The sequence below is a fragment of the Bradyrhizobium sp. C9 genome (genome assembly GCF_002532045.1).
In the GTDB taxonomy this organism is placed as follows: domain Bacteria; phylum Pseudomonadota; class Alphaproteobacteria; order Rhizobiales; family Xanthobacteraceae; genus Bradyrhizobium.
This window is the reverse complement of record NZ_NWTG01000018.1, coordinates 112,843-131,097: the sequence shown is the minus strand read 5'-3', so window position 1 is coordinate 131,097 and position 18,255 is coordinate 112,843. Positions and strand designations below refer to the sequence as shown.

At 63.6% G+C, this 18,255-nt stretch carries 19 protein-coding genes and 1 tRNA gene; 9 read left to right on the top strand and 11 right to left on the bottom strand.

Annotation, left to right across the window (positions count from 1 at the left end; translation table 11 throughout):
• Position 1: 1 nt before the first annotated feature.
• Complete coding sequence (locus CO675_RS28730; RefSeq protein ID WP_245452969.1) at positions 2-1,483, top strand: cryptochrome/photolyase family protein; 1,482 nt, start codon at positions 2-4, stop codon at positions 1,481-1,483.
• Here CO675_RS28730 and CO675_RS28725 read toward each other — a convergent pair.
• The 4 genes from CO675_RS28725 to CO675_RS28715 form a co-directional block, all read right to left on the bottom strand.
• Positions 1,480-2,352: a DMT family transporter gene (locus CO675_RS28725; protein ID WP_097675149.1), complete on the bottom strand. Its 873-nt coding sequence runs from the start codon at positions 2,350-2,352 to the stop codon at positions 1,480-1,482. The genes CO675_RS28730 and CO675_RS28725 overlap by 4 nt on opposite strands.
• Positions 2,353-3,067: 715 nt before the next feature.
• The gene (locus CO675_RS28720; RefSeq protein WP_097675148.1) at positions 3,068-5,605 is read right to left on the bottom strand and encodes a cation-translocating P-type ATPase; all 2,538 of its coding nucleotides are present in this window, start codon (positions 5,603-5,605) and stop codon (positions 3,068-3,070) included.
• On the bottom strand, positions 5,602-5,769 hold the full coding sequence (locus CO675_RS41135; protein WP_198964777.1) for a hypothetical protein: 168 nt from the start codon (positions 5,767-5,769) through the stop codon (positions 5,602-5,604). Before CO675_RS41135 ends, CO675_RS28720 begins: the two co-directional genes overlap by 4 nt.
• Entirely contained in the window at positions 5,766-6,332 is a 567-nt protein-coding gene (locus tag CO675_RS28715; protein ID WP_097675147.1) for a cytochrome b, read from the bottom strand. Before CO675_RS28715 ends, CO675_RS41135 begins: the two co-directional genes overlap by 4 nt.
• A gap of 407 nt (positions 6,333-6,739) precedes the next feature.
• On the opposite strand from CO675_RS28715, the gene CO675_RS41895 reads away from it, so the two are divergent.
• Together CO675_RS41895 and CO675_RS41890 are read left to right on the top strand one after the other, a co-directional pair.
• Positions 6,740-7,132, top strand: a complete 393-nt coding sequence (locus CO675_RS41895; protein ID WP_349644039.1) for a hypothetical protein — start codon at positions 6,740-6,742, stop codon at positions 7,130-7,132.
• A 39-nt stretch (positions 7,133-7,171) separates the two neighbouring features.
• Positions 7,172-7,492, top strand: coding sequence for a hypothetical protein (locus CO675_RS41890; RefSeq protein WP_349644038.1), 321 nt, complete (start codon positions 7,172-7,174; stop codon positions 7,490-7,492).
• A 59-nt stretch (positions 7,493-7,551) separates the two neighbouring features.
• On the opposite strand, the gene CO675_RS28705 is transcribed toward CO675_RS41890, so the two are convergent.
• On the bottom strand, positions 7,552-9,054 hold the full coding sequence (locus CO675_RS28705; RefSeq protein ID WP_245452973.1) for a winged helix-turn-helix domain-containing tetratricopeptide repeat protein: 1,503 nt from the start codon (positions 9,052-9,054) through the stop codon (positions 7,552-7,554).
• Positions 9,055-9,103: 49 nt separating this feature from the next.
• Between CO675_RS28705 and CO675_RS28700 the strand changes: the two genes are divergently transcribed.
• Positions 9,104-10,417, top strand: coding sequence for an acyl-CoA dehydrogenase family protein (locus CO675_RS28700; RefSeq protein WP_097675145.1), 1,314 nt, complete (start codon positions 9,104-9,106; stop codon positions 10,415-10,417).
• 29 nt (positions 10,418-10,446) lie between these two features.
• Positions 10,447-11,349, top strand: a complete 903-nt coding sequence (locus CO675_RS28695) for a GNAT family N-acetyltransferase (RefSeq protein ID WP_097675144.1) — start codon at positions 10,447-10,449, stop codon at positions 11,347-11,349.
• 41 nt (positions 11,350-11,390) lie between these two features.
• Here the strand turns inward: CO675_RS28695 and CO675_RS28690 are convergent, their stop codons facing one another.
• The 3 genes from CO675_RS28690 to CO675_RS28685 all read right to left on the bottom strand — a co-directional run bounded on the left by CO675_RS28690 (position 11,391) and on the right by CO675_RS28685 (position 13,386).
• Positions 11,391-11,771 carry a hypothetical protein gene (locus CO675_RS28690; RefSeq protein ID WP_245452968.1) on the bottom strand — a complete coding sequence of 127 codons (381 nt, stop codon included), beginning with the start codon at positions 11,769-11,771 and terminating at the stop codon, positions 11,391-11,393.
• Between the two features lie 2 nt (positions 11,772-11,773).
• A complete protein-coding gene (locus CO675_RS40710; protein WP_158231326.1) occupies positions 11,774-11,947 on the bottom strand; it encodes a hypothetical protein in 174 nt (57 codons plus the stop codon).
• A 245-nt stretch (positions 11,948-12,192) separates the two neighbouring features.
• On the bottom strand, positions 12,193-13,386 hold the full coding sequence (locus tag CO675_RS28685; protein ID WP_097675143.1) for an MFS transporter: 1,194 nt from the start codon (positions 13,384-13,386) through the stop codon (positions 12,193-12,195).
• Between the two features lie 116 nt (positions 13,387-13,502).
• On the opposite strand from CO675_RS28685, the gene CO675_RS28680 reads away from it, so the two are divergent.
• Positions 13,503-14,312, top strand: a complete 810-nt coding sequence (locus CO675_RS28680) for an AraC family transcriptional regulator (protein WP_097675142.1) — start codon at positions 13,503-13,505, stop codon at positions 14,310-14,312.
• Between the two features lie 336 nt (positions 14,313-14,648).
• On the opposite strand, the gene CO675_RS41820 is transcribed toward CO675_RS28680, so the two are convergent.
• Entirely contained in the window at positions 14,649-14,771 is a 123-nt protein-coding gene (locus tag CO675_RS41820) for a hypothetical protein (RefSeq protein WP_256459054.1), read from the bottom strand.
• A 233-nt stretch (positions 14,772-15,004) separates the two neighbouring features.
• Positions 15,005-15,451 carry a hypothetical protein gene (locus tag CO675_RS28675; protein ID WP_097675141.1) on the bottom strand — a complete coding sequence of 149 codons (447 nt, stop codon included), beginning with the start codon at positions 15,449-15,451 and terminating at the stop codon, positions 15,005-15,007.
• 222 nt (positions 15,452-15,673) lie between these two features.
• Here CO675_RS28675 and CO675_RS28670 point away from each other — a divergent pair, with 222 nt between their 5' ends.
• From CO675_RS28670 to CO675_RS28660, 3 genes are all read left to right on the top strand, one after another.
• Positions 15,674-15,958 (top strand): hypothetical protein, encoded by a 285-nt coding sequence (locus tag CO675_RS28670; protein ID WP_097675140.1) that lies wholly within the window; start codon positions 15,674-15,676, stop codon positions 15,956-15,958.
• An 85-nt stretch (positions 15,959-16,043) separates the two neighbouring features.
• Positions 16,044-16,120: transfer RNA gene (locus CO675_RS28665), tRNA-Arg, on the top strand.
• 173 nt (positions 16,121-16,293) lie between these two features.
• A complete protein-coding gene (locus CO675_RS28660; RefSeq protein ID WP_097675139.1) occupies positions 16,294-17,148 on the top strand; it encodes a sterol desaturase family protein in 855 nt (284 codons plus the stop codon).
• On the opposite strand, the gene CO675_RS28655 is transcribed toward CO675_RS28660, so the two are convergent.
• On the bottom strand, positions 17,145-18,155 hold the full coding sequence (locus CO675_RS28655; RefSeq protein WP_158231325.1) for a helix-turn-helix domain-containing protein: 1,011 nt from the start codon (positions 18,153-18,155) through the stop codon (positions 17,145-17,147). The two genes, CO675_RS28660 and CO675_RS28655, sit on opposite strands and share 4 nt — an antisense overlap.
• Positions 18,156-18,255 lie beyond the last annotated feature (100 nt).

Genomic DNA, 18,255 nt, shown 5'->3' with positions numbered 1-18,255 from the left:
GTTGGTACGCAGCGTCCGGGTGGCCCGCGTACAGCCTGTTATCGTCTGGTTCCGCGACGATCTGCGGCTGTCGGATCACCCGGCCCTGCATGAAGCGGCCAGCCGCGGCGCGCCCGTGGTTGGTCTCTATGTCCGCGACGAGGAAAGTCGCGCTTTGAGGCCGCCGGCGGTGCGTCCCCTCGGCGGCGCGACGCGATGGTGGCTGGCACAGTCGCTGCGCGCACTCCGCAAGAGCCTTGAGGCGATCGGCGGAACGCTGGTGCTGCGGACGGGACCGGCCGCCTCCGTGATCGCCACGCTGGCCCGCGACATTCACGTGGGCGCCGTGTTCTGGAACGACATCGCGCAGACGCCGCATCGAGCCGTTGCCAGAGATGTCGAAGCTGCGCTCGCAACTGACGGCATCGACTCGCAAATTCTTGCCGGCGACCTGCTCGTCGACCCAAAGGTCATCCGCAACAAGGACAATCGGGCCTTGCGCGTGTTCACGCCATTCTGGCGGCGCGTACAGGGTCTTGGCGATCCGCCAAAGCCGCTGCCGGCACCGAGGAAGCTCACCTCCATTAGCGGCGTCGTGAGCGAAACCGTCGATGGCTGGGATCTCGAACCGACGCGACCGGATTGGGCGGGCGGCCTGCGCGAAAGCTGGACCCCTGGCGAAGCCGCGGCGCACGATCGACTGAAGACATTTCTCGACGAGCGTATCAACGGCTACGCCGGCGACCGCGACCGGCCGGACCGCGACGCGACCTCGCGCCTCTCCCCGCATCTGCGCTTCGGCGAGATCAGCCCGCGCCAGGTCTGGCATGCCGCCCGCTTCGCCGCCGCCGAGCACCCGCGGCTTGCCGGCGACATCGACAAATTCCTCAGCGAGCTCGGCTGGCGCGAGTTCTGCCGCCACCTGCTGTTCGACGTGCCCGATATGGCGGATCGGAACCTGCAGGAGCAGTTCGACGCGTTTCCGTGGAAGAGCGACGCCCGAGCGCTGAAGGCGTGGCAGCACGGCCTGACCGGCTATCCGATCGTCGATGCAGGGATGCGCGAGCTCTGGCACAGCGGCGTGATGCACAACCGGGTACGCATGGTGGTCGCCTCGTTCCTGGTGAAGCATCTCCTGATCGACTGGCGCTCCGGCGAACAATGGTTCTGGGACACACTGGTTGACGCCGATGCCGGCTCCAACCCGGCGAACTGGCAATGGGTCGCCGGCTCCGGCGCCGATGCCGCGCCCTATTTCCGCGTGTTCAACCCGATCCTGCAGGGCGAGAAGTTCGACCCGGACGGCGCCTATGTCAGGCGCTGGGTGCCGGAGCTTGCGCAGCTCCCCAACGACCTGATCCACCAGCCTTGGACTGCGACGCCGATCGAACTTGCGAGCGCCGGCATCGAACTCGGCGAGACCTACCCGGCGCCGATTGTCGATCATAAGCAGGGCCGTGAACGCGCGCTCGCGGCCTACGCAAAAATCCGTGGCAAGGATTAGCTGCGGCGGTTGACCACCAGCACCGCGGCGGCGCAGGCCGCCATGCCGGCCATCGCGACATAATCGAGCCGCTCGCCGAACAGCACATAGGCCATCAGCGCGGTCACCGCCGGCACCAGATAGAACAGGCTCGCGACCGAGGTCGCGGCATGATGACGGATCAACCAGTACAATAGCCCAATCGAGCCGATCGACAGCGCGAACACCAGCCAGGCGATCGCCAGCACGAACTCGCGGGTCCAATGCACGATGTTGGTCTCGAACAGCCACGCGCCGATGCCGAAGAAGATCGTCACCGCGACGTACTGCACGAGATTGCCGGCGCGCCAGTCGATCTGGTTGCAGTAACGGCGCTGGTACAGCGTGCCGAGCGTGATGCTGATCAGCGAGACGCCTGAAGCAAGCCAGCCCCACCCCGCGTCACCCGTCATCGGCCGATTATGCAGGATCAGCACGACGCCGGCGAGGCCGAGCACGAGCCCGCCCCACTGCAGCGGCGTGACGCGCTCCCCTAACCAGCGGTTGGCGATGGTCGAGGTCAGGATTGGCTGCAGGCCCGGGATCAACGCCGACAGGCCCGCGGGAATCGAATGCGCGATCGCAATCGCGGTGCCGCCGAGATAGAAGCCGTGCACCAGGATGCCGGCGATCGCACTGTGGAAAACACCTGTCCGGTCCGGCCATTTCGGCCGTACAACAGCGGCGATGACCGCCATCACCACCACCACGAACGCCATCCGGATCGCCAGATAGGTCAGCGGCTCCGCGTTGTTGATGACGTATTTGGTGCCGATGAATCCCGTGCTCCACAGCACGACAAAAATCGCCGGGGCCAGACGAGCGGCAGTTTCCTCGAAGCTCTTGTTCATTGCAGGTCGTCATTGCCTGAAGAAGAGGCAACCGGCAATCGCGAATTTTTCGGGCGATGGCGGGCTGATGCCACAAGCATACTGTCGTCCCGGCGAAGCGTTCAGATCCGTCATCCCGAGGAGCGCGTAGCGTGTCCCGAAGGATGCACGGCCAGAGTCGTGCCGCCGTGCTTCGGGGCCCGCTCCACTCGCACCTCGGCATGACGGTGCCAGACACAGGAGCATACGATCTCCCCGATCGTCGTCCAGGCGAATGCCAAGGACCCATAGCCACCGCACTTGATGATGAGCCGGATCGCAGCCCAAGCATCGCACAGCAAATCAGATTCGAGGTAATGGGTCCTGGCTTTGGCTACGACGACACTGAGAAGATTGCGCGAGTTCGTGAGCTATGCACTGGCATTCTCGCGACATGATTTGTCCGAGTTTTTCATCTCGTTTTCACCCCCTCTTCAACAGAGGGCGCAGGGAAAGCCGGGTGCCGATCTCACCCATGGGTCCCGCGTAGTAAAAAAACGCGGGAGGTAGGACCACAGGTGTAACCGGAGCAATCCGACTTTCCCTGCACGATGGGTTACGGCTTACTTCGTGCTCTCCCCGGCGCGCCCCTCGATCGGCTGAGACGCGCAGACCATACATCGAGCTTTCATTCCGATAAACCGAACTATTTCATACAAGGGGATTGACAGATTTTTGCTGAGTTGCCCGTCGGGCGCTAGGAACGAAGGCGCGTGGTCCAGATCGGCTTCAGCAGTTCGAGCAGAACCAGCAGCGTCAATCCCGCGCCCAGCGTGACGGTCAGGTCGTCCAGATGCAGGGGCCCGAAACGGAAGAGAGCCGACGCCGGCGCCCATAGCAGCGAAGTTGCGAGAATGGCCACAACAGCCAACAATATCCAGAGGAGCACGGCATTCGGGCGGAACACGGCCGAAGCGAACGAAGCGCTGAACGACCGGTTGACGAGTACGAGACCAACGATGCACAAAACCAGGGAGAAGAACGCGAGTGCCCGGGCCTCGTCCGGAGGCATGCCGCCGCGAAGCGCAAATGCGAAGGTCAGTGCCACCAGAACGAATGCCATCACGCCCTGCAGAACGCTCCAGCCGATCAAAGCCCGTGTGAAGAGCGCAGCATCGGCCCGCCTCGGCGGACGGCTCATGACATCACGCTCCTCCTGCTCTGCTTCAAACACAAGCGAGCAGACAGGATCGATGATCATCTCCAGAAACGCGATGTGCACGGGACTGAAGATCAAGGGCAATCCGAATACGAGGGGAAACAGCGCAAGCCCAGCGATCGGCACGTGCACCGCAAAGATGAACGTCATCGCCTTGCGCAGATTGTCATAGATGCGCCGGCCGAGGCGAATAGCCGAGACGATCGATCCAAAATCGTCATCGAGCAGCACGATCGACGACGCCTCGCGCGCCACATCGGTTCCGCGCCCGCCCATGGCGATACCGATGTGGGCAGCCTCCAGCGACGGCGCATCGTTCACGCCGTCGCCCGTCATCGCGACGACCTCGCCATCCGCCTTCATTGCCTGAACAATGCGGAGCTTCTGATCCGGCGTGATCCGCGCGAATACGTTCACACTCTTCGCAAACTTGCTCAGCTCCGCGTCGTCCATGGCGACGATCTGTGCGCCCGTCACAACGCTGGACGGCTCCAGCCCCGCTTCGCTTGCGATAGCCAATGCCGTGGCGGGATAATCACCCGTGATCATGGTGACACGAATTCCGGCCGAGCGGCATTCGCGCACAGCGGCCGGCACGCTCTTGCGGATGGGATCGGCAAGCCCGATCAAACCGAGGAATCGAAAAGCGAAGCCCTCCTGAGTTGAAGGAAGCGCCTCTCCGCCATGCTCGGCAGTGGCAATCGCCAGCACCCGCAGGCCATTCCTGGCCATGACATCGACGTCCTCGCGCATGGATATCTGATCCGCATCCGACATCCTGCACAGACGGGCGATCGCTTCCGGCGCGCCCTTGGCTGCAGCTAGATTTCCCGACGCCGCATCACTCCAGACTTGCGTCATGGCCAGTAGCTCCGGCCGCAGTCCGTAGCTGCGTATCAGCTCGCGTCGGACATCCGCCCCGCCCTCCTTCAGCCTTTCGCGGGCAAAGCTATGAAAGGCCTTTTCCATGGGATCGAATGGCTCCGGCGAACTCGCCAGCGCAGCGCATCGTGCCAGGTCGACAAAATGCCGTTCGATATGACCCGGCTCTAGCGACGAAATACGCAGGCAGGCTCCATTCGCAAGCCGAAGTTCGACGACCGACATCTGATTTTGCGTCAGAGTACCGGTCTTGTCCGTGCACAGAACAGTGGCAGAGCCCAACGTTTCAATTGCGGCTGCGCGCCGAGTCAGCACGCGGGCCCTTGAAATTCGCCACGCGCCCATGGCGATGAACACGGTAAGTACGACAGGAAACTCCTCCGGAAGCATCGACATACCGATAGCGATGCCCGCCAGGACGGCCTGCAACCATTCGCCGCGCAACGTCCCGTAAAGCACGACCGCAGCAAGGCTGATCGCCGCACCGCCAATGGCGCAAAGTTTCACCAAACGCGCCGTCTGCTGCTTCAGGCGCGGCGGCTCCAGTTGCAAGCCCTGCAGCGATTGTCCAATCTTGCCGATCTCGCTCCGAGGTCCTGTGGCAGTCACCACCGCAACGCCTTCGCCTCGCACCACCAGCGACCCCGAATAGACGAATGGCTGATCGTCGCCGCCCGGCCGGTGGTCCTCTGCCGGCGTTCCGGCCACCTGTTTGCGTACAGGCACCGACTCACCGGTGAGCAGCGACTCGTCCACCTGGAGATCCCGGCTTTCGACGAGCGTCGCGTCGGCTGGAACTCGATCACCCTCGGCGAGCAGAACGAGATCACCCCGTGCCACCTCTCGGCCGGCGATACGCAGACGTTCGCCGTCGCGAATGACGAGGGCGCGGGGGCTGGTCAGGTCACGCAGGGCCTCCAGCACACGCTCGGTTCGCGTCTCCTGCACGACGGTGATGAGCGTGGACATTGCACCAAATACAAGGAGCAGTAGCGCTTCCTGGAGACCGCCAAGCAAGAGGTAGATCAGCCCGCCGCAAAGCAGAAGTGCGAGCATCGGCTCTCGCAACACCTCCATCAGGATTCGAAGCGGCGTGCGGTGCAGGGCTCGAGGCAGCTCGTTGTGGCCCTCTTTGAGCAACCGGGCTGCGGCCTCGGCCCGGCTCAGCCCGGTCCGTGCAGCTTGCGCACTCACGCCTTGCGCCGTCGTGCCCAAAAGCCCGCAATAGCTGCCACCACGGCCATCAGCACAATAGATACCCAAGTCTGGATCAAGTCGAAGTGCAGACTGTCACGTGCAACGAACAAGGCGACGATACCTCCAGCGACCACGAAGAGGATGCGAAGGATAATACTCATTGCGCGCCTCGCTCCGTCCGCTTGCTAAAAGCCGGCAGCATTCGTTTCAGAGTGTTGTCGCCAAATACAACGTGATGCACAAGCGCAGCAGTCATATGGACCGTTGCGAGGATCACCAGAAGATTGGCCAGGACTTCGTGAACCTCCTTGAGGTTATGAGCGAGCGCTTTATCAGCGGGCCATGGTGAAGCTATTTCACCAAGCCCAAAAAGCGGCAGCGAGTGGCCATTTGCAAACTGCAACGCAATACCGAAGAATGGGACGGCCAGCAACAATCCGTAGAGCACGTAGTGCATCACCCGGGACACCGGGTCCGTCCACTCGATCAACCACCTGCCAAACTCGGTGGAAACGACTTTGGGCGGTGGGTTGGCAATCCGCCATGGAATTCGCGCTGCTGCGAGCACCAGAATGCTAAGACCGACCCAGATATGAGTGAGCAAGCCCAGCGGCTGCGTCACTTCGTCGTTGAAAATACCCAAGGCCCAGGCAGCGACCACGAAAAGCACTGTTACCCAGTGCAGTGCCTTGGCAAGTGGACTGTAATCATCTCGCACGCGCATCACGGCTCACCTTTCGAAAAGTAAGCCTAAACGACTCAGCGCCCTCGAACTTGATGAGGATCAACACCAGACCTGCGACCAAATTGCAGGCCCGGCATATTTCGGAACGAAAGCACAAAATGCCGTGGCAACACATCTCTGCCCGACCCAGATGCGGCGCTTACCCGAGGTCGCCGCACGCAGGCGTCGATCACGACCATTTGTCCTCAAGGATGCCATGCGCTTGTCGGATGCAGCATCCTGCCCTCGCGGATACGCTCTCTCCGCAATCTCGCAGCCGTCGGTCGCGGCGCGTTCCGGATGACATCGGGATCTGCCGTCACCGAATACCGGCGGCCAAGAAAACTGCAGTCCGGGCGGTCGAGAGCGGCGCGACGACGACGAAAGATATTATCGGCGTCACCAGATTGTCCCGCCTCAAGATCGAGCGCGCGCTGGGCACGCTGGAGAAGCAGAAGCTGCTCGTTCGCGAACGACAGGGCTCGTGGGCCCTCGGCTTTCCCGTGGCCCCGACGGTCAAGCAATGCGGATCATGCACCCTCTGCTGCAAGGTGCTTGAAGTCACCGACCTCGGCAAACCGGTGAACACGGTCTGCAACCACATCCTGGCGGGCGGCGGATGCGAGATCTACCACGAGCGTCCCCGGCAGTGCCGGTCATTCAGCTGTGCCTGGCTGCAAGGCCACCTCGATGTCGGCTGGTTTCCCGCGACCGCGGGCATGGTGCCGCATTTCGGGCTCGACACGCTCAATGTGCAGGTTGATCTCGAGGATCTCCGGCGCTGGCGCGAGGAAGCCTAGTTCAACAAGCTGTGCGGACTATCGCTGAGGGGCCTCAGGGTGAGTGACGGGCGGCCGTATGCCACCCCCGTCATCGTCGGTCACGACCGCTATTTGTTGCTCGGGCGGACCATCGTGCCCGATCCAACGCTGTTCGGCACCGCCTTCGTGCCGATCACCTTCGATACCTTCCGCTACTGGAAGGCCAGGTCGCTCGAGCATCTGCAGCGGTTGAACGATCGCGTCATGGAGATCCATCGCCTCCAGCAGGAGTTCGGCTATTGCGCCATCCCTGACGATGACGACGACGATCCCTCGCCGCCCTACCGGCCGGCTCTTCTCCAGCGGTCGAAGGAACTGGGCATGATACGCACGACGTGACGGCATCCGGACACGGCACAGGTGAACTCGCCGGTTCGAGAAACAAGCGGCTGTGAACGTCAACCGGTGAAACCCGCCTTGCGCAATCCATCGAGGAAATGCTCGCGGTCGGAGGGATTGCGGTACCGTTCGGCTCTGGCCTGGGCCAGGTCGAGAGTTCTCGCGGGCGCGGTATTGCCAATCGCATTCAGTTCACGACACCGTTGACTGACGAACGCGTCAGCCTCGGCCCGCGCCTCGCCAAGTCGGTCCATCTGCGCATAGCAGGCTGCAAGGAGGCCGTGCGACCACCTGTCGAACGACCGCGCCTCCATCACCGCCTTGACCGCTTGCTCGTACTCGCGCCCTGAATAGAGGGCAAGCGCGTGATACCAGTGATACAGGTTGGGTGGAAACGGATTGAGCCGCTTGGCTGTCCCGATCCACATCAGCGCCTCGCGCCACCGTCCCCAGTAGACGAGGATGTTGGCGAAAACGGCGGCGACGTCGGCATCATTTGGATTGAGCGCGAGCGCGCGGCTGAAATGGATTTCGGCCTTGGCGTCATCTTTCAGCAGGAACAGCAACTGAGCGAAGACGCCATGAGACCAGGCGTCGCCGTCCTCGATATCGAGCGCGTTCTCGATCTCGTTCCGCGCCTCGTCCAGAGTCGCTGTGGTGGGTGCTTCGAGAAACACGTCACAGACGATGGTCCAGGCAATGTTGACGTGGGCGCGGGCATATTGCGGGTCAAGCGCGACGGCGCTTCGAAAATAGTCCCTGGCCTGCGCCATGGCATTCACGGTCAGTTGACGCCATCGCTCGTTTCCAAGCAAGACCAGATCATAGGCGGTAATGCTGGAGGTCGGCTTGCGTCTGGCGACTTCCCGGCCGGCATCCTCCATCCGGCCCGGCAGCGCCGCGACGATCGCCCGTACAATCTCGTCCTGCAGCGCAAAGATGTCATCGAGATCGCGGTCGTAGCGCTCGGTCCAGAGATTGTAACCGCTCGCAGCATCGAGCAGCTGAATGGTCACTCGCACATGGCTGCCGATCTTGCGTACACTCCCTTCGGCCACGTAGCGGACGCCGAGCTCGCGGCCGACCCGTTTGATCTCGGGCGTCTTGCCCTTGTAGGCGAAGCTGGAGTGGCGGGCGACGACGAACAGTGACCTGAACCGCGACAGCTCGGCGATGATGTCTCCTGTGATCCCGTCGGAAAAATATTCCTGCGCGGGATCGCCACTCAGATTCGACAATGGAAGCACCGCGAGCGACAGCGCCGGCGCCGGTGAGAAAGGAGAGCTCGGCCCGGGTACGGTCGCAACCGGGGGACCAACGTAGCGATAGCCGCGACGCGGCAGCGTCTCGATCCAGGTTGCGCCTCCGTCGATGTCGGCAAATGCCTTGCGCAAGGCGGCGATCTGCACGGTCAGGTTGCTCTCCTCGATCGCAAGCCCCGGCCAGGCCGCGTCCATCAGCGCATCCTTGGAAACCAGCGATCCGGCTCGCTCGACAAGCAGCCGAAGCAGCACCACCGCGCGCTGTCCGAGCGCGACCGGTTCGGACTCCCGGAATAGCATCTCGGCCCTGGTGTCGAGGCGGAACGGACCGAATTCGTGGATCGTCGTCATGGCTCCGGAGATTACATTTTTTGCAACTTTTTCGGAACGGATTCAGGACCTCGGGGAAGCGGACGATCAGGCTGCAGCGGAGCTGAACATCGAGGAGAACCCGATGCGCGATCCAGGCCATGCGGCGAAAGCGGACGGTCCGACGGCCGCTCCAGGTCCGGAAGTGAATGCCGGCGACCCCGCCCACGTCTGCCGCATGCTCGAGGCCGTCCAGGCGCTGGCCCCGCTCATCGCTGCGCAGCGCAACGCGTTCGACAGCGGACGGCGGTTGCCAGACACGGTTTTCGCCGGGCTGGCGGACGCCGGCCTATTCCGCCTGTGGCTGCCGCAAGCGCTCGGCGGACCCGAACTGTCTCCCTTCGCTTTCATGCGCGTCGTCGAAGCCGCCTCGGCGCTCGATGGCTCCGTCGGCTGGCTCGTCGGCAATGGCGCCGGCATGAGCCGGATCGGCGGCTACCTCGATGAGGCCGTCGCACGTGAGTGGTATGCCGACCCGCGCGCCTTTGTCGCAAGCGCAACCGGCGCGGTCGGCACGGCGACCGCCGTCGCAGGCGGCTATCGGCTTTCCGGGCGCTGGCCGTTCGGCAGCGGCGCGCATCACGCGACACGCTTCATGGCGCTGGCCAGCGTCAGGCCCGACGATCCGGCTTCGCCGCTTCTCTGCTGCTATCTCGGGCGGGCGGATGTCACCGTCCTCGACAACTGGCATGTTTCCGGACTGCGCGGCACCGGCAGTTGCGATTTCGAGGCGCGGGATATCTTCGTGCCGGCCGCTCACGCCCATCCCTTTCTCGGGCTGCAACCGACCCAGCCCGGACTGCTCTATCGCATGCCGCCGTCATCTGTGTTCGCGTGGAGCATCTGCGGGGTGCCGCTCGGCATCGCGTCCGGCGCCGTGACCTCGTTCGCGGAGCTCGCCAAAGGCCGCTCCGAAAACCGAGCTGCGCTCCGCGATCGCGAAATCGTTCAGGCGACGGTCGGGCGGACCAGAGCGATGCTTCGCGCCGCCCGTGCGCTTCTGACCGATGCCATGACCGAACTGATGGCCGCAACCGACACGGGCGGCCGACGGCTGGTGGAGGCACGCGCGGATATCCGGATCGCCAACGCACATGCGGCGGAGACTGCGACGTCCGTCACCGAGATGCTGGCCGCCAGCGCGGGCGCCATCGCCATCTTCGAGGCCTGCGCCCTGGAGCGTGCGGTCGGCGATGTGCGCGCCGCCGCGAAGCATGTCGCAATGAGTCCGAACAATTACGTCACCGCCGGCCGGCTCGCGCTTGGGCTCGATCCCGGCACGGCGAGGTTTTGACCATTATCCGGCCACCAACGGAGCAGCTCATGTCAGTGGTTTGCCGGCCGGCACGCCCACAGGATCTGGAATTCGCCGATGCCCTCGTCGTCTCCAGCATCAATGATCTCACGGAACGGCACGGCTTCGGCCCGATGGCGGTTTCGTCTCCACCCAATTTCCAATTGTTTTCCATGAGGGACGATCCCGATGGTCTTTGGGTGGCGGAGGAGAACGAGCGGATCCTCGGCTTCGCCTGGAGCTGGGTCTGCGGCGACATGTGGTTTCTGGCGCAGCTGTTCGTGTCGCCCGATCAGCAGGGGCGGAGTATCGGCAACGAACTGATCAAGCGGACGATCGAGCACGCCGGGAAATCGGGCGCGTCCAACAGGGTGCTCATCACCTTCAGCTTCAACACGGTATCGCAGGGGCTCTACATCCGTCACGGACTGCTTCCACGATTCCCTATCTACAGTGTCAGTGCATCGCGCGACCAGTTGATCGGTCATTTGCACGGTCCCCAATACGACGTCACACCGCTCAAGCCGGAGGCCTCGACCCTGCGCCGCCTCGCGCAGGCAGACCAGCGGATCCTTGGTGTCTCGCGCGAAAAGCATCATCGCTATCTGATCGATGACGGCGCGGCGACCGGGTTCGATCTCCACGATGGAAACGGCTGGATCGGCTACGTCTACGTGGACGCCGGTGGTCATATCGGACCGCTCGCAGTGATGGAGCCGCACGCGGTAGGTCCCGCCTTGAGAACGGCGCTGTACCTGGCGGCCGGGAGCGGCGCGTCACGGATATCGGCATTCCTGCCTGGTGCGAGCAAGGCGGCGCTTGATACCGCGATGACGCACGGAATGCGGATCAAATGTCCCATGCTGCTGATGTCGTCGCGAGAATTCGGCAATTGGGCCCAGTACCTGCCCCGCAATCCGGGTTTCATGTGACCCGCGCGGGTCTCGATTCGATCGTCGCATGGCGCCGATCGTCATCTGAGGTGATACTTCCTGCCGTTGGTGTTCGGGTCGGTGTTGTCGCTTGTCGAGAACATCAGGACCGCGCCATGAACTTCCCAAGCGTGTCGCCGAAGCGAAAACCGGCCATCACCCTTTGTCTCGATCTCCCGTAGATCGCTTTCAGCCGGTCCGAGGAGCTTGTCGTCCTCGTACAGCCGAGCACCGCTGAGGTCACCGTCGATGTACTTGACGGGTTTCAGATACGCGAAGCCTTCGTAAGGACGAAAGCTGCCGCGGATAAGATGCCTATCGATCCGGCTGGGTGGAAGTGCGTAAAGAAGCGCACTCGACGCGAGCACAAATGCTGCAGAACCAATCAGCACAAGCACATTGAAAGAAAGTCTCGGCGTCACATTTACTGGCTTTTTTTGGCGGAACCGATGCCCCACTGGCAGAATTGAAAGCCCTCTGTCTGCCCTACTTCCCGCCCCTCACGGAAGCCCGCGCGGTAGGCCACCCGCACGCAAATTGCGAGCAGCACAACAAATCCAGCTGCAAGGGCAATTGAGACCATGTGAAACTGCGGCAAGATTGCATCCAATAATTTCCGCAACCAGTATAGCCGTTGAGAAGGAGATGATAAATCCTCTTTTCTCGTTATTGCAGTACCATGTATGAAGGCTTCAGGAGAAGCTGCTGTGGCTCTTTGCCGCCTTTCGGCGCGTTCCGCTCTTCCGGCTACCCCTGGTTCCGTACTTTCAGCATGAATTTCTGAGCGAATTGCACCCAAGCCGCCGATTCATCTGCGGCCCGGCGGGTGCCGTACAGCCTCCACTAGCAGGATTGGACCGTTGTCGCGCGGCCCGCGAAGTTGCCAAGCACCGCCATCAGCGCAGTCGCGACGGCGCAACAAACGAGCGCGACCTCCCAGCCTCCGGTCGCATCGTGAGCAAGTCCGGCGAGCGGCGGGCCCGCTGCCGCCAGCGTGTAGCCGAGGCATTGCGCCATGCCCGACAGCGCCGCCGCCTGCTGGCTGCGCGCAGTCCTCAGGCTGACGAATGTCAGACCGAGGATGAAGGCAGCTCCCGCTCCGAAGCCGAACAGCGCGACCCACGCCATCGCAAACGACGGAAGCTGCCACAATCCCAGCAGCGAGATGCAGGTCGCGAGCGATACCGCGATCGCGATGCCGCGCTGATCCTTCATGCGCCGGACCATCGGACCAAGGATCACGCCGGGAATCGCCGTCGCCAATTGCGCCACACCGTGCAGCGTGCCCGCCGCCGCAGCTGAATACCCCGCCTGCACGAGGATGGCGGGCAGCCATCCGACGATGATGTAGAACACCAGCGAGGTCAGGCCGAGGAAGCCGGTGACCTGCCAGGCGAGCCGCGACTGCCAGATCCGCCCGCGATGCGACGGCGAGCCAGGCTCGATCGCCGGAGCCGAGTGCATCCCCAGTTGCGGAACCCAGACCACCAGCGCCACCAGCGGGAAGATCAGCGTGCTCGCGAGCGACAGGTGCCAGCTCGATCCGGGCAACAGGGCGAGCGGGATCGCCACCACGGATGCGAACGCCTGGGCCAATGCAGACGTGATCGCGTAGGCGCCCGTCAGGCTGGCGATGCGGGTCGGGAAGTCCCGCTTGAGCAGGCTCGGCAGCAGGACATTTGCGACAGCGATCCCGGCACCGATGGTCGCAGTGCCGGCGAACAGCGCCCAGACCGGGCCGGACGAGCGCAGCGCGATCCCGGCCGCGATAACCAGCAGCGCGCCGAACAGCGACCGCTCCATGCCGCACCTGCGCCCGAGGATGGCAGCAACCGGTGAGATCGCAGCGAACGCAAGCAAGGGCAGCGTCGTCAGGACCCCCGCCTCCGCCGCGGTGACCCCGCTGCTTTCGCGGATCATGCCGAGCATCGGCGCCACGCCGGTGATGGGCGCACGGAGCGCCGAGGCGATCAACAGGATGCCTGCGACCAGGAGCCCCTGCCCGCCTAGATTCCGCATCGGCGCAATCATCGTCATCGCATGCTCCCGGCTATCTGCACGCGCGGAAACTATCGACCTGGCTGCTGGAAGAATTTATATATCTGCTCTATTGATCGCTAAATTCAGTCACCCGAAGGATTTACAGCTTCGCCATGGGTTTTGAGCTTCGCTATCCTTGGCCGGATCTCGATCCGGATGACGTCGCGGCCCCGGCCCTCGCCGTTCGCCTTGACGTCACCGAGAACAGGGTCGAGGCGGCCGAGCACGCGCACCGCAAGGGACAGCTGGTGTTTGCGCTCGGCGGTGGCGTGATGTGCCGCGTTCCGAACGGACTCTGGATGGTACCGCCGCATTGCGGCGTCTGGCTCCCGGGCGGCACGCGCCACACCAATATGGCAACCGCCAATGCGCGGATCTTCTTCGTCTTCATCGAGCCCGGTGCCGCCGACCTGCCCGACCGCTGCTGCACGCTGTCGATCTCGCCGCTGCTCCGCGAGCTCATTGTCGCGCTGTCGGATCGCAAGCAGCACGATGCCGGCGAGGCGACGCTGATCGCGCAATTGCTGCTGAACGAATTGCCGCGCATGCCGGTCCAGCAGCTGCATTTGCCGATCTCGCCCGAACCGCGCCTGCAACGGATCGCGGCTGATCTCGCGAACGATCCGTCCGATCGAAGCACAATGGCCGAATGGGCCGGCCGTATGGCCATGAGCGAAAGCAGTCTCGCGCGTCTCGTCCTGAGCGAAACCGGCCTGACGTTCGGCCGCTGGCGCCAGCAGCTGCATTTGATCGTCGCGCTGCGCGATCTGTCGGCCGGCGCGAGCGTTCAGCAGGTCTCGACTGCGCTCGGTTATGAATCCGTCACCGCGTTCATCACCATGTTCAAGAAGGCGCTCGGCAAGCCGCCGGCGAAATATCTCAGCGACATCGTGCAAGGCGGCGGTTCGGCCTTCGCGGCCTGAGGGGCTCAGGCTCGGTCCCGGCTGGCGAGGAAGGCTGCCAATCGGCGCCTACGGATCGCAAACGCGTGATTGGCACAACCGGCCGTTGCCTTCATTTGGGCATCTATGGGGAACAGGGTTCCCCGGCGGAGAGCAAGGGCGACCGTCGCAGGGGGTGCCTGCATTGACCTATCGATCCCACAGCAGCTGGCAGGACGTGGATCTGCGTAATCTCGTCCGGGTCATATCGGCCTGCACCCTCGGGCTTTGGGCATTTGCGGCCGGCCTCCTGATCGGGACCTTTCTGCTCTGATATGGACTTGGACTGGGCTTGGCCCGGCGGACCCGCCGCCCGGCCTACCCGCCGCTCAGATGATGTGCGGCGACGAACAGGACGAGCGCGCTCAGCACCAGCGCTGACGCAGCGCCAGCAACGCCGCGCGCGAGTTCGGCCTTCGAAAGATTGGACCTGGTTGCCATCACAACCTCCTGTGCGTGCGAGCCGAAGGCCGATCCGCTCCGGCCGTGAAGCTCGCTCTCGCTCCCGGCACCACCATCGCATCATCAGGATGAACGCATCATGAGCAAAACGAATGGCCCGTGCTGCCGGTTCCAAGTTCTGACCGTAGGGTTTCAGATCGCGGCGTTAGCCGCACGCGGCAAGCACACAAAGCCGCGCTGGAGGAAGGTCCGGAGCGCGCGAGCGCCCGCGCCTACCACTCTTCCGGACAGGGATCGACGATCTTCCAGAGATCGACGCCGTTCTTGATCTTCTTCATCTCGGTGGTGAGCCCGCCATTGCGGCGGATCCAGTCCTTCACCGTGTCGGGATAATAGGACATCAAGTCGGAGGTGCCCTCGAGGCTGGTGACCTTGATGCCGAAGGTGAAGGCCTTGTCGTAATAGGCCTGGTGGAAGCCGATGCTGGCCTTCGGCGTCACGCAGATCTTGTTCAGCGGCACGATGCCGAACACCAGCGTGCAAGCCGAATTGCAGATGCCGTCGATCACGACGCGCTCGCGGCGGTCGCGGATCTGCTTGTACTTGGTCTTGTACTCCTCGACATAGCCGCCATGGTCGCGCGTAATGTGCAGAACGGCCCGCGCTGGCGTAACCGCCAGAACCGAGAGCAGCAAAGCGACAAGGGGCGTGATGCGCATGGAATGTTCGAAACCGAGGGAAAGGCGGCCCGGGCGGACCTGACCGCAAGACTCTGGCCGGACTGTGTTGGCAATCCGTTAAGCATCCCCAAAAAGGCAAAATTTGGCGCGCTGTGACTGATTTCCCGCAGCTTTTGGCCGGATTCCGGGTTAAATGAAGCGCTAGAGGACCTTGGACCGGCCATGGAAGCCGATTCCAGCGTGAATGCAAGGAGGCCGCCAGTGACCAAGACCAAGCTTTTCGCCGCCCTCGCCGTGACCGTTTCCCTGGCCATCCCGGCCCTCACCCCGGCTGCCGCGGCCGACCTCTCGGCCACCCCGCGCCACCACCGGCATCACCACCACGCGCATTGGGGCCTGCCCTACCACATCAGCTATCTGCACAATTACGGCCCGGGCCCGGCCGCCGGCAGCTTCGCCTATTACGATGGCCCGTCGACCAACAAGTGCTACCAGGGCTCGGCCGCCTATGTCGGCCAGGATCGTCGCCGGCATCCCTGCTTCTGAGCTCAAAGGAAGGCCGGCGGGACGCGCGGACGCCGCGCCGTCCATGCTGGCCCCGACAGCCCAAGTCTGATAATCGACCCGCAACGCGCTCGTAGCTCAGCTGGATAGAGCATCGGATTTCGATTCCGAGGGTCGGGAGTTCGAATCTCTCCGAGCGCGCCACCGGCGCACCACCCAAATCAATTGAACTTGCCAGATCGATTGCTTGGTTTCCTGCCGCGCCCGGCGACCTGGAACCGGGCCGATTAACGCTCCTCTGAGGTGCGCTTTCCTTCCGCTTGACGCTGTTGGGAGCCGAGGTGATAGGCTACCGCCATTTCAGGTGGCCATTTTGAATGCGCGATTTATTTGGACTGACTCAGCTTTTGCTGGCGGTTTTGATCTTCGTGCCTTTCGAGCGACTGTTCGCTGCGAGGCCTCAGAAGATTTTCAGGCGTGGCCTGCTGACCGACATGGCCTTCCTGTTCATCAACGCCGGGCTGGTGCTGGCCGGCGTGATCGCCATCATGACGGCGGCCATTCTGGTCAATCAATCGATCCTGCCTGCGGCAGTGACAAAGGCGATCGGCGATCTTCCGTATCCGGTTCAAGTGCCCCTTGTGATCCTGATCGCAGACCTCGGCGTCTACTGGACGCACCGCATCCTGCACGTCGTGCCCGCCATGTGGCAGATCCATTCCGTTCATCACGCGGTCGAGGAATTGGATTGGCTCGCTGCGATTCATCAGCACCCGCTCGACGTGATGTTCATGAAGGCCGGCGCGCTGTTTCCGCTTTACGCGCTCGGCTTCTCCACGGAATCGATCGCGACCTACCTGCTCGTTTACTACTGGCAGGCCTGGCTGGTTCACGCCAACGTCCGCTTGAACTATGGACCTTTGCGCCACGTCCTGGTGTCGCCGGAATTTCATCACTGGCACCACAGCAGCGACGCGGCAGCCAGGGACAAGAACTTCGCCGGGCTGTTCTCGTTCTATGATGTGCTGTTCGGGAGCTCCTACCTTCCGAAGGGGCAGGATCCCACGGCATTCGGCGTCGATCATCCAATGCCCTCCAGCTATCTGGCGCTCCTGGCCTACCCGTTTTTCGCGTGGACCTCGAAGCGCCAGCGCGACGATCGGCCATCCACCCAACCTTTGTCGCAAGGTGGAGAGCCTGCGCAGCCGCGCCAGAGCGCGCCGCTGAGCTAGCTGCGCAAACTCTTCTCGCCGAACCAGCGCCGGCAGGCGCGGCTGAAGCTCGTCGCGTCGGTATAGCCGAGCGCGGCCGCCATCTCGTCGCGCGATTGTGAATCGGCCGCCAGCATTGTCCGGGCGCGTTCGCGCAGCACGCCGTCGAGCAGCGGCCGGTAGGCGCAGCCCGCCTCCGCCAGCCGCCGCACCAGCGTCCGCCGCGAGGTGCCGACGAGGCGCGCGGCTTCCTCCTCGCCGAGCCGCTGCGGCAGCCGCGCCGCAATCAGGCTCTCGACCATCCGCGCCAGCGCCGCGGTGTCGGAGCGCGGCTTCTCGATCTCCTCGAGCGCTTCGATCGCCTTGGCGTGCAATTCCGGATCCGCAAACGGCGAAGGCCGCGCGCACAACGCCTTCGGCACATCGAAGATGAAGGTGGCGGCGTTGAACTTCACGGCGCAGGAATAATGCTGCATCAGCCGCTCCGCGCCCGCCGGCGGCGGCCAGGGAAACTGCAGGGTCGCCTGGTCGATCGCATCCTCCAGCAGCTGCGCATAGACCGCGTGCACGTTGAGGCTGACCGCCAGCGCCACGGCGCGCCACAGCGCGCCCTCCATGGCAACCGCAGGCGAGATTTCAATCTGGATCGAGCGCGGCGTGGTGTGCAGCCGGTTGCGGATGAAGGGCGCGCGGGTCGACCCGAAGCGCGCGCCGGTGTTGAGCGCATCCGCGATGGTCGGCGCCGTCCTGGTCGCGACATCGAGCGCCCCTTGCAGTGATGTCGACCAGACCGCCGCGGCCGACAACGGCCACAGCTCGCCATGCCGGCGCGTGATGTTGGCGGCGAGGATCACCAGCGACGACACCGGCATGTGAGCGCCGGGCTGGTCGAGCACGTCCTGCTGGATTGCAGTGCCCTGCAGCAGCTCGTCGCGTTCGCCCCGCGTCTTGCCGAACGCCCGCACCAGCGCCCGCGCATAGCTGACGGACACCGGCGTGCGAAGGGCATCGGCCTCCGATCCCTGCATTGCCTTGGCGCCCTCCCTCGCGAACGTCCAGCCGCTTGGCGCAAAATGCCACAAAATTGGCCTGTTGGGAACTGGCGGCGCAGGCCCGCCTCGCGGCATC

What these genes read in the sequence shown, in the direction of transcription:
- CO675_RS28725 (WP_097675149.1), bottom strand. Translation starts at nt 2,352, where the DNA reads ATGAACAAGAGCTTCGAGGAAACTGCCGCTCGTCTGGCCCCGGCGATT.
- CO675_RS41135 (WP_198964777.1), bottom strand. Translation starts at nt 5,769, where the DNA reads ATGAGTATTATCCTTCGCATCCTCTTCGTGGTCGCTGGAGGTATCGTC.
- CO675_RS28715 (WP_097675147.1), bottom strand. Translation starts at nt 6,332, where the DNA reads ATGCGCGTGCGAGATGATTACAGTCCACTTGCCAAGGCACTGCACTGG.
- CO675_RS28705 (WP_245452973.1), bottom strand. Translation starts at nt 9,054, where the DNA reads ATGCTATTCCGGGAGTCCGAACCGGTCGCGCTCGGACAGCGCGCGGTG.
- CO675_RS28700 (WP_097675145.1), top strand. Translation starts at nt 9,104, where the DNA reads ATGGCTCCGGAGATTACATTTTTTGCAACTTTTTCGGAACGGATTCAG.
- CO675_RS28695 (WP_097675144.1), top strand. Translation starts at nt 10,447, where the DNA reads ATGTCAGTGGTTTGCCGGCCGGCACGCCCACAGGATCTGGAATTCGCC.
- CO675_RS28685 (WP_097675143.1), bottom strand. Translation starts at nt 13,386, where the DNA reads ATGACGATGATTGCGCCGATGCGGAATCTAGGCGGGCAGGGGCTCCTG.
- CO675_RS28680 (WP_097675142.1), top strand. Translation starts at nt 13,503, where the DNA reads ATGGGTTTTGAGCTTCGCTATCCTTGGCCGGATCTCGATCCGGATGAC.
- CO675_RS41820 (WP_256459054.1), bottom strand. Translation starts at nt 14,771, where the DNA reads ATGGCAACCAGGTCCAATCTTTCGAAGGCCGAACTCGCGCGCGGCGTT.
- CO675_RS28675 (WP_097675141.1), bottom strand. Translation starts at nt 15,451, where the DNA reads ATGCGCATCACGCCCCTTGTCGCTTTGCTGCTCTCGGTTCTGGCGGTT.
- CO675_RS28660 (WP_097675139.1), top strand. Translation starts at nt 16,294, where the DNA reads ATGCGCGATTTATTTGGACTGACTCAGCTTTTGCTGGCGGTTTTGATC.
- CO675_RS28655 (WP_158231325.1), bottom strand. Translation starts at nt 18,155, where the DNA reads ATGCAGGGATCGGAGGCCGATGCCCTTCGCACGCCGGTGTCCGTCAGC.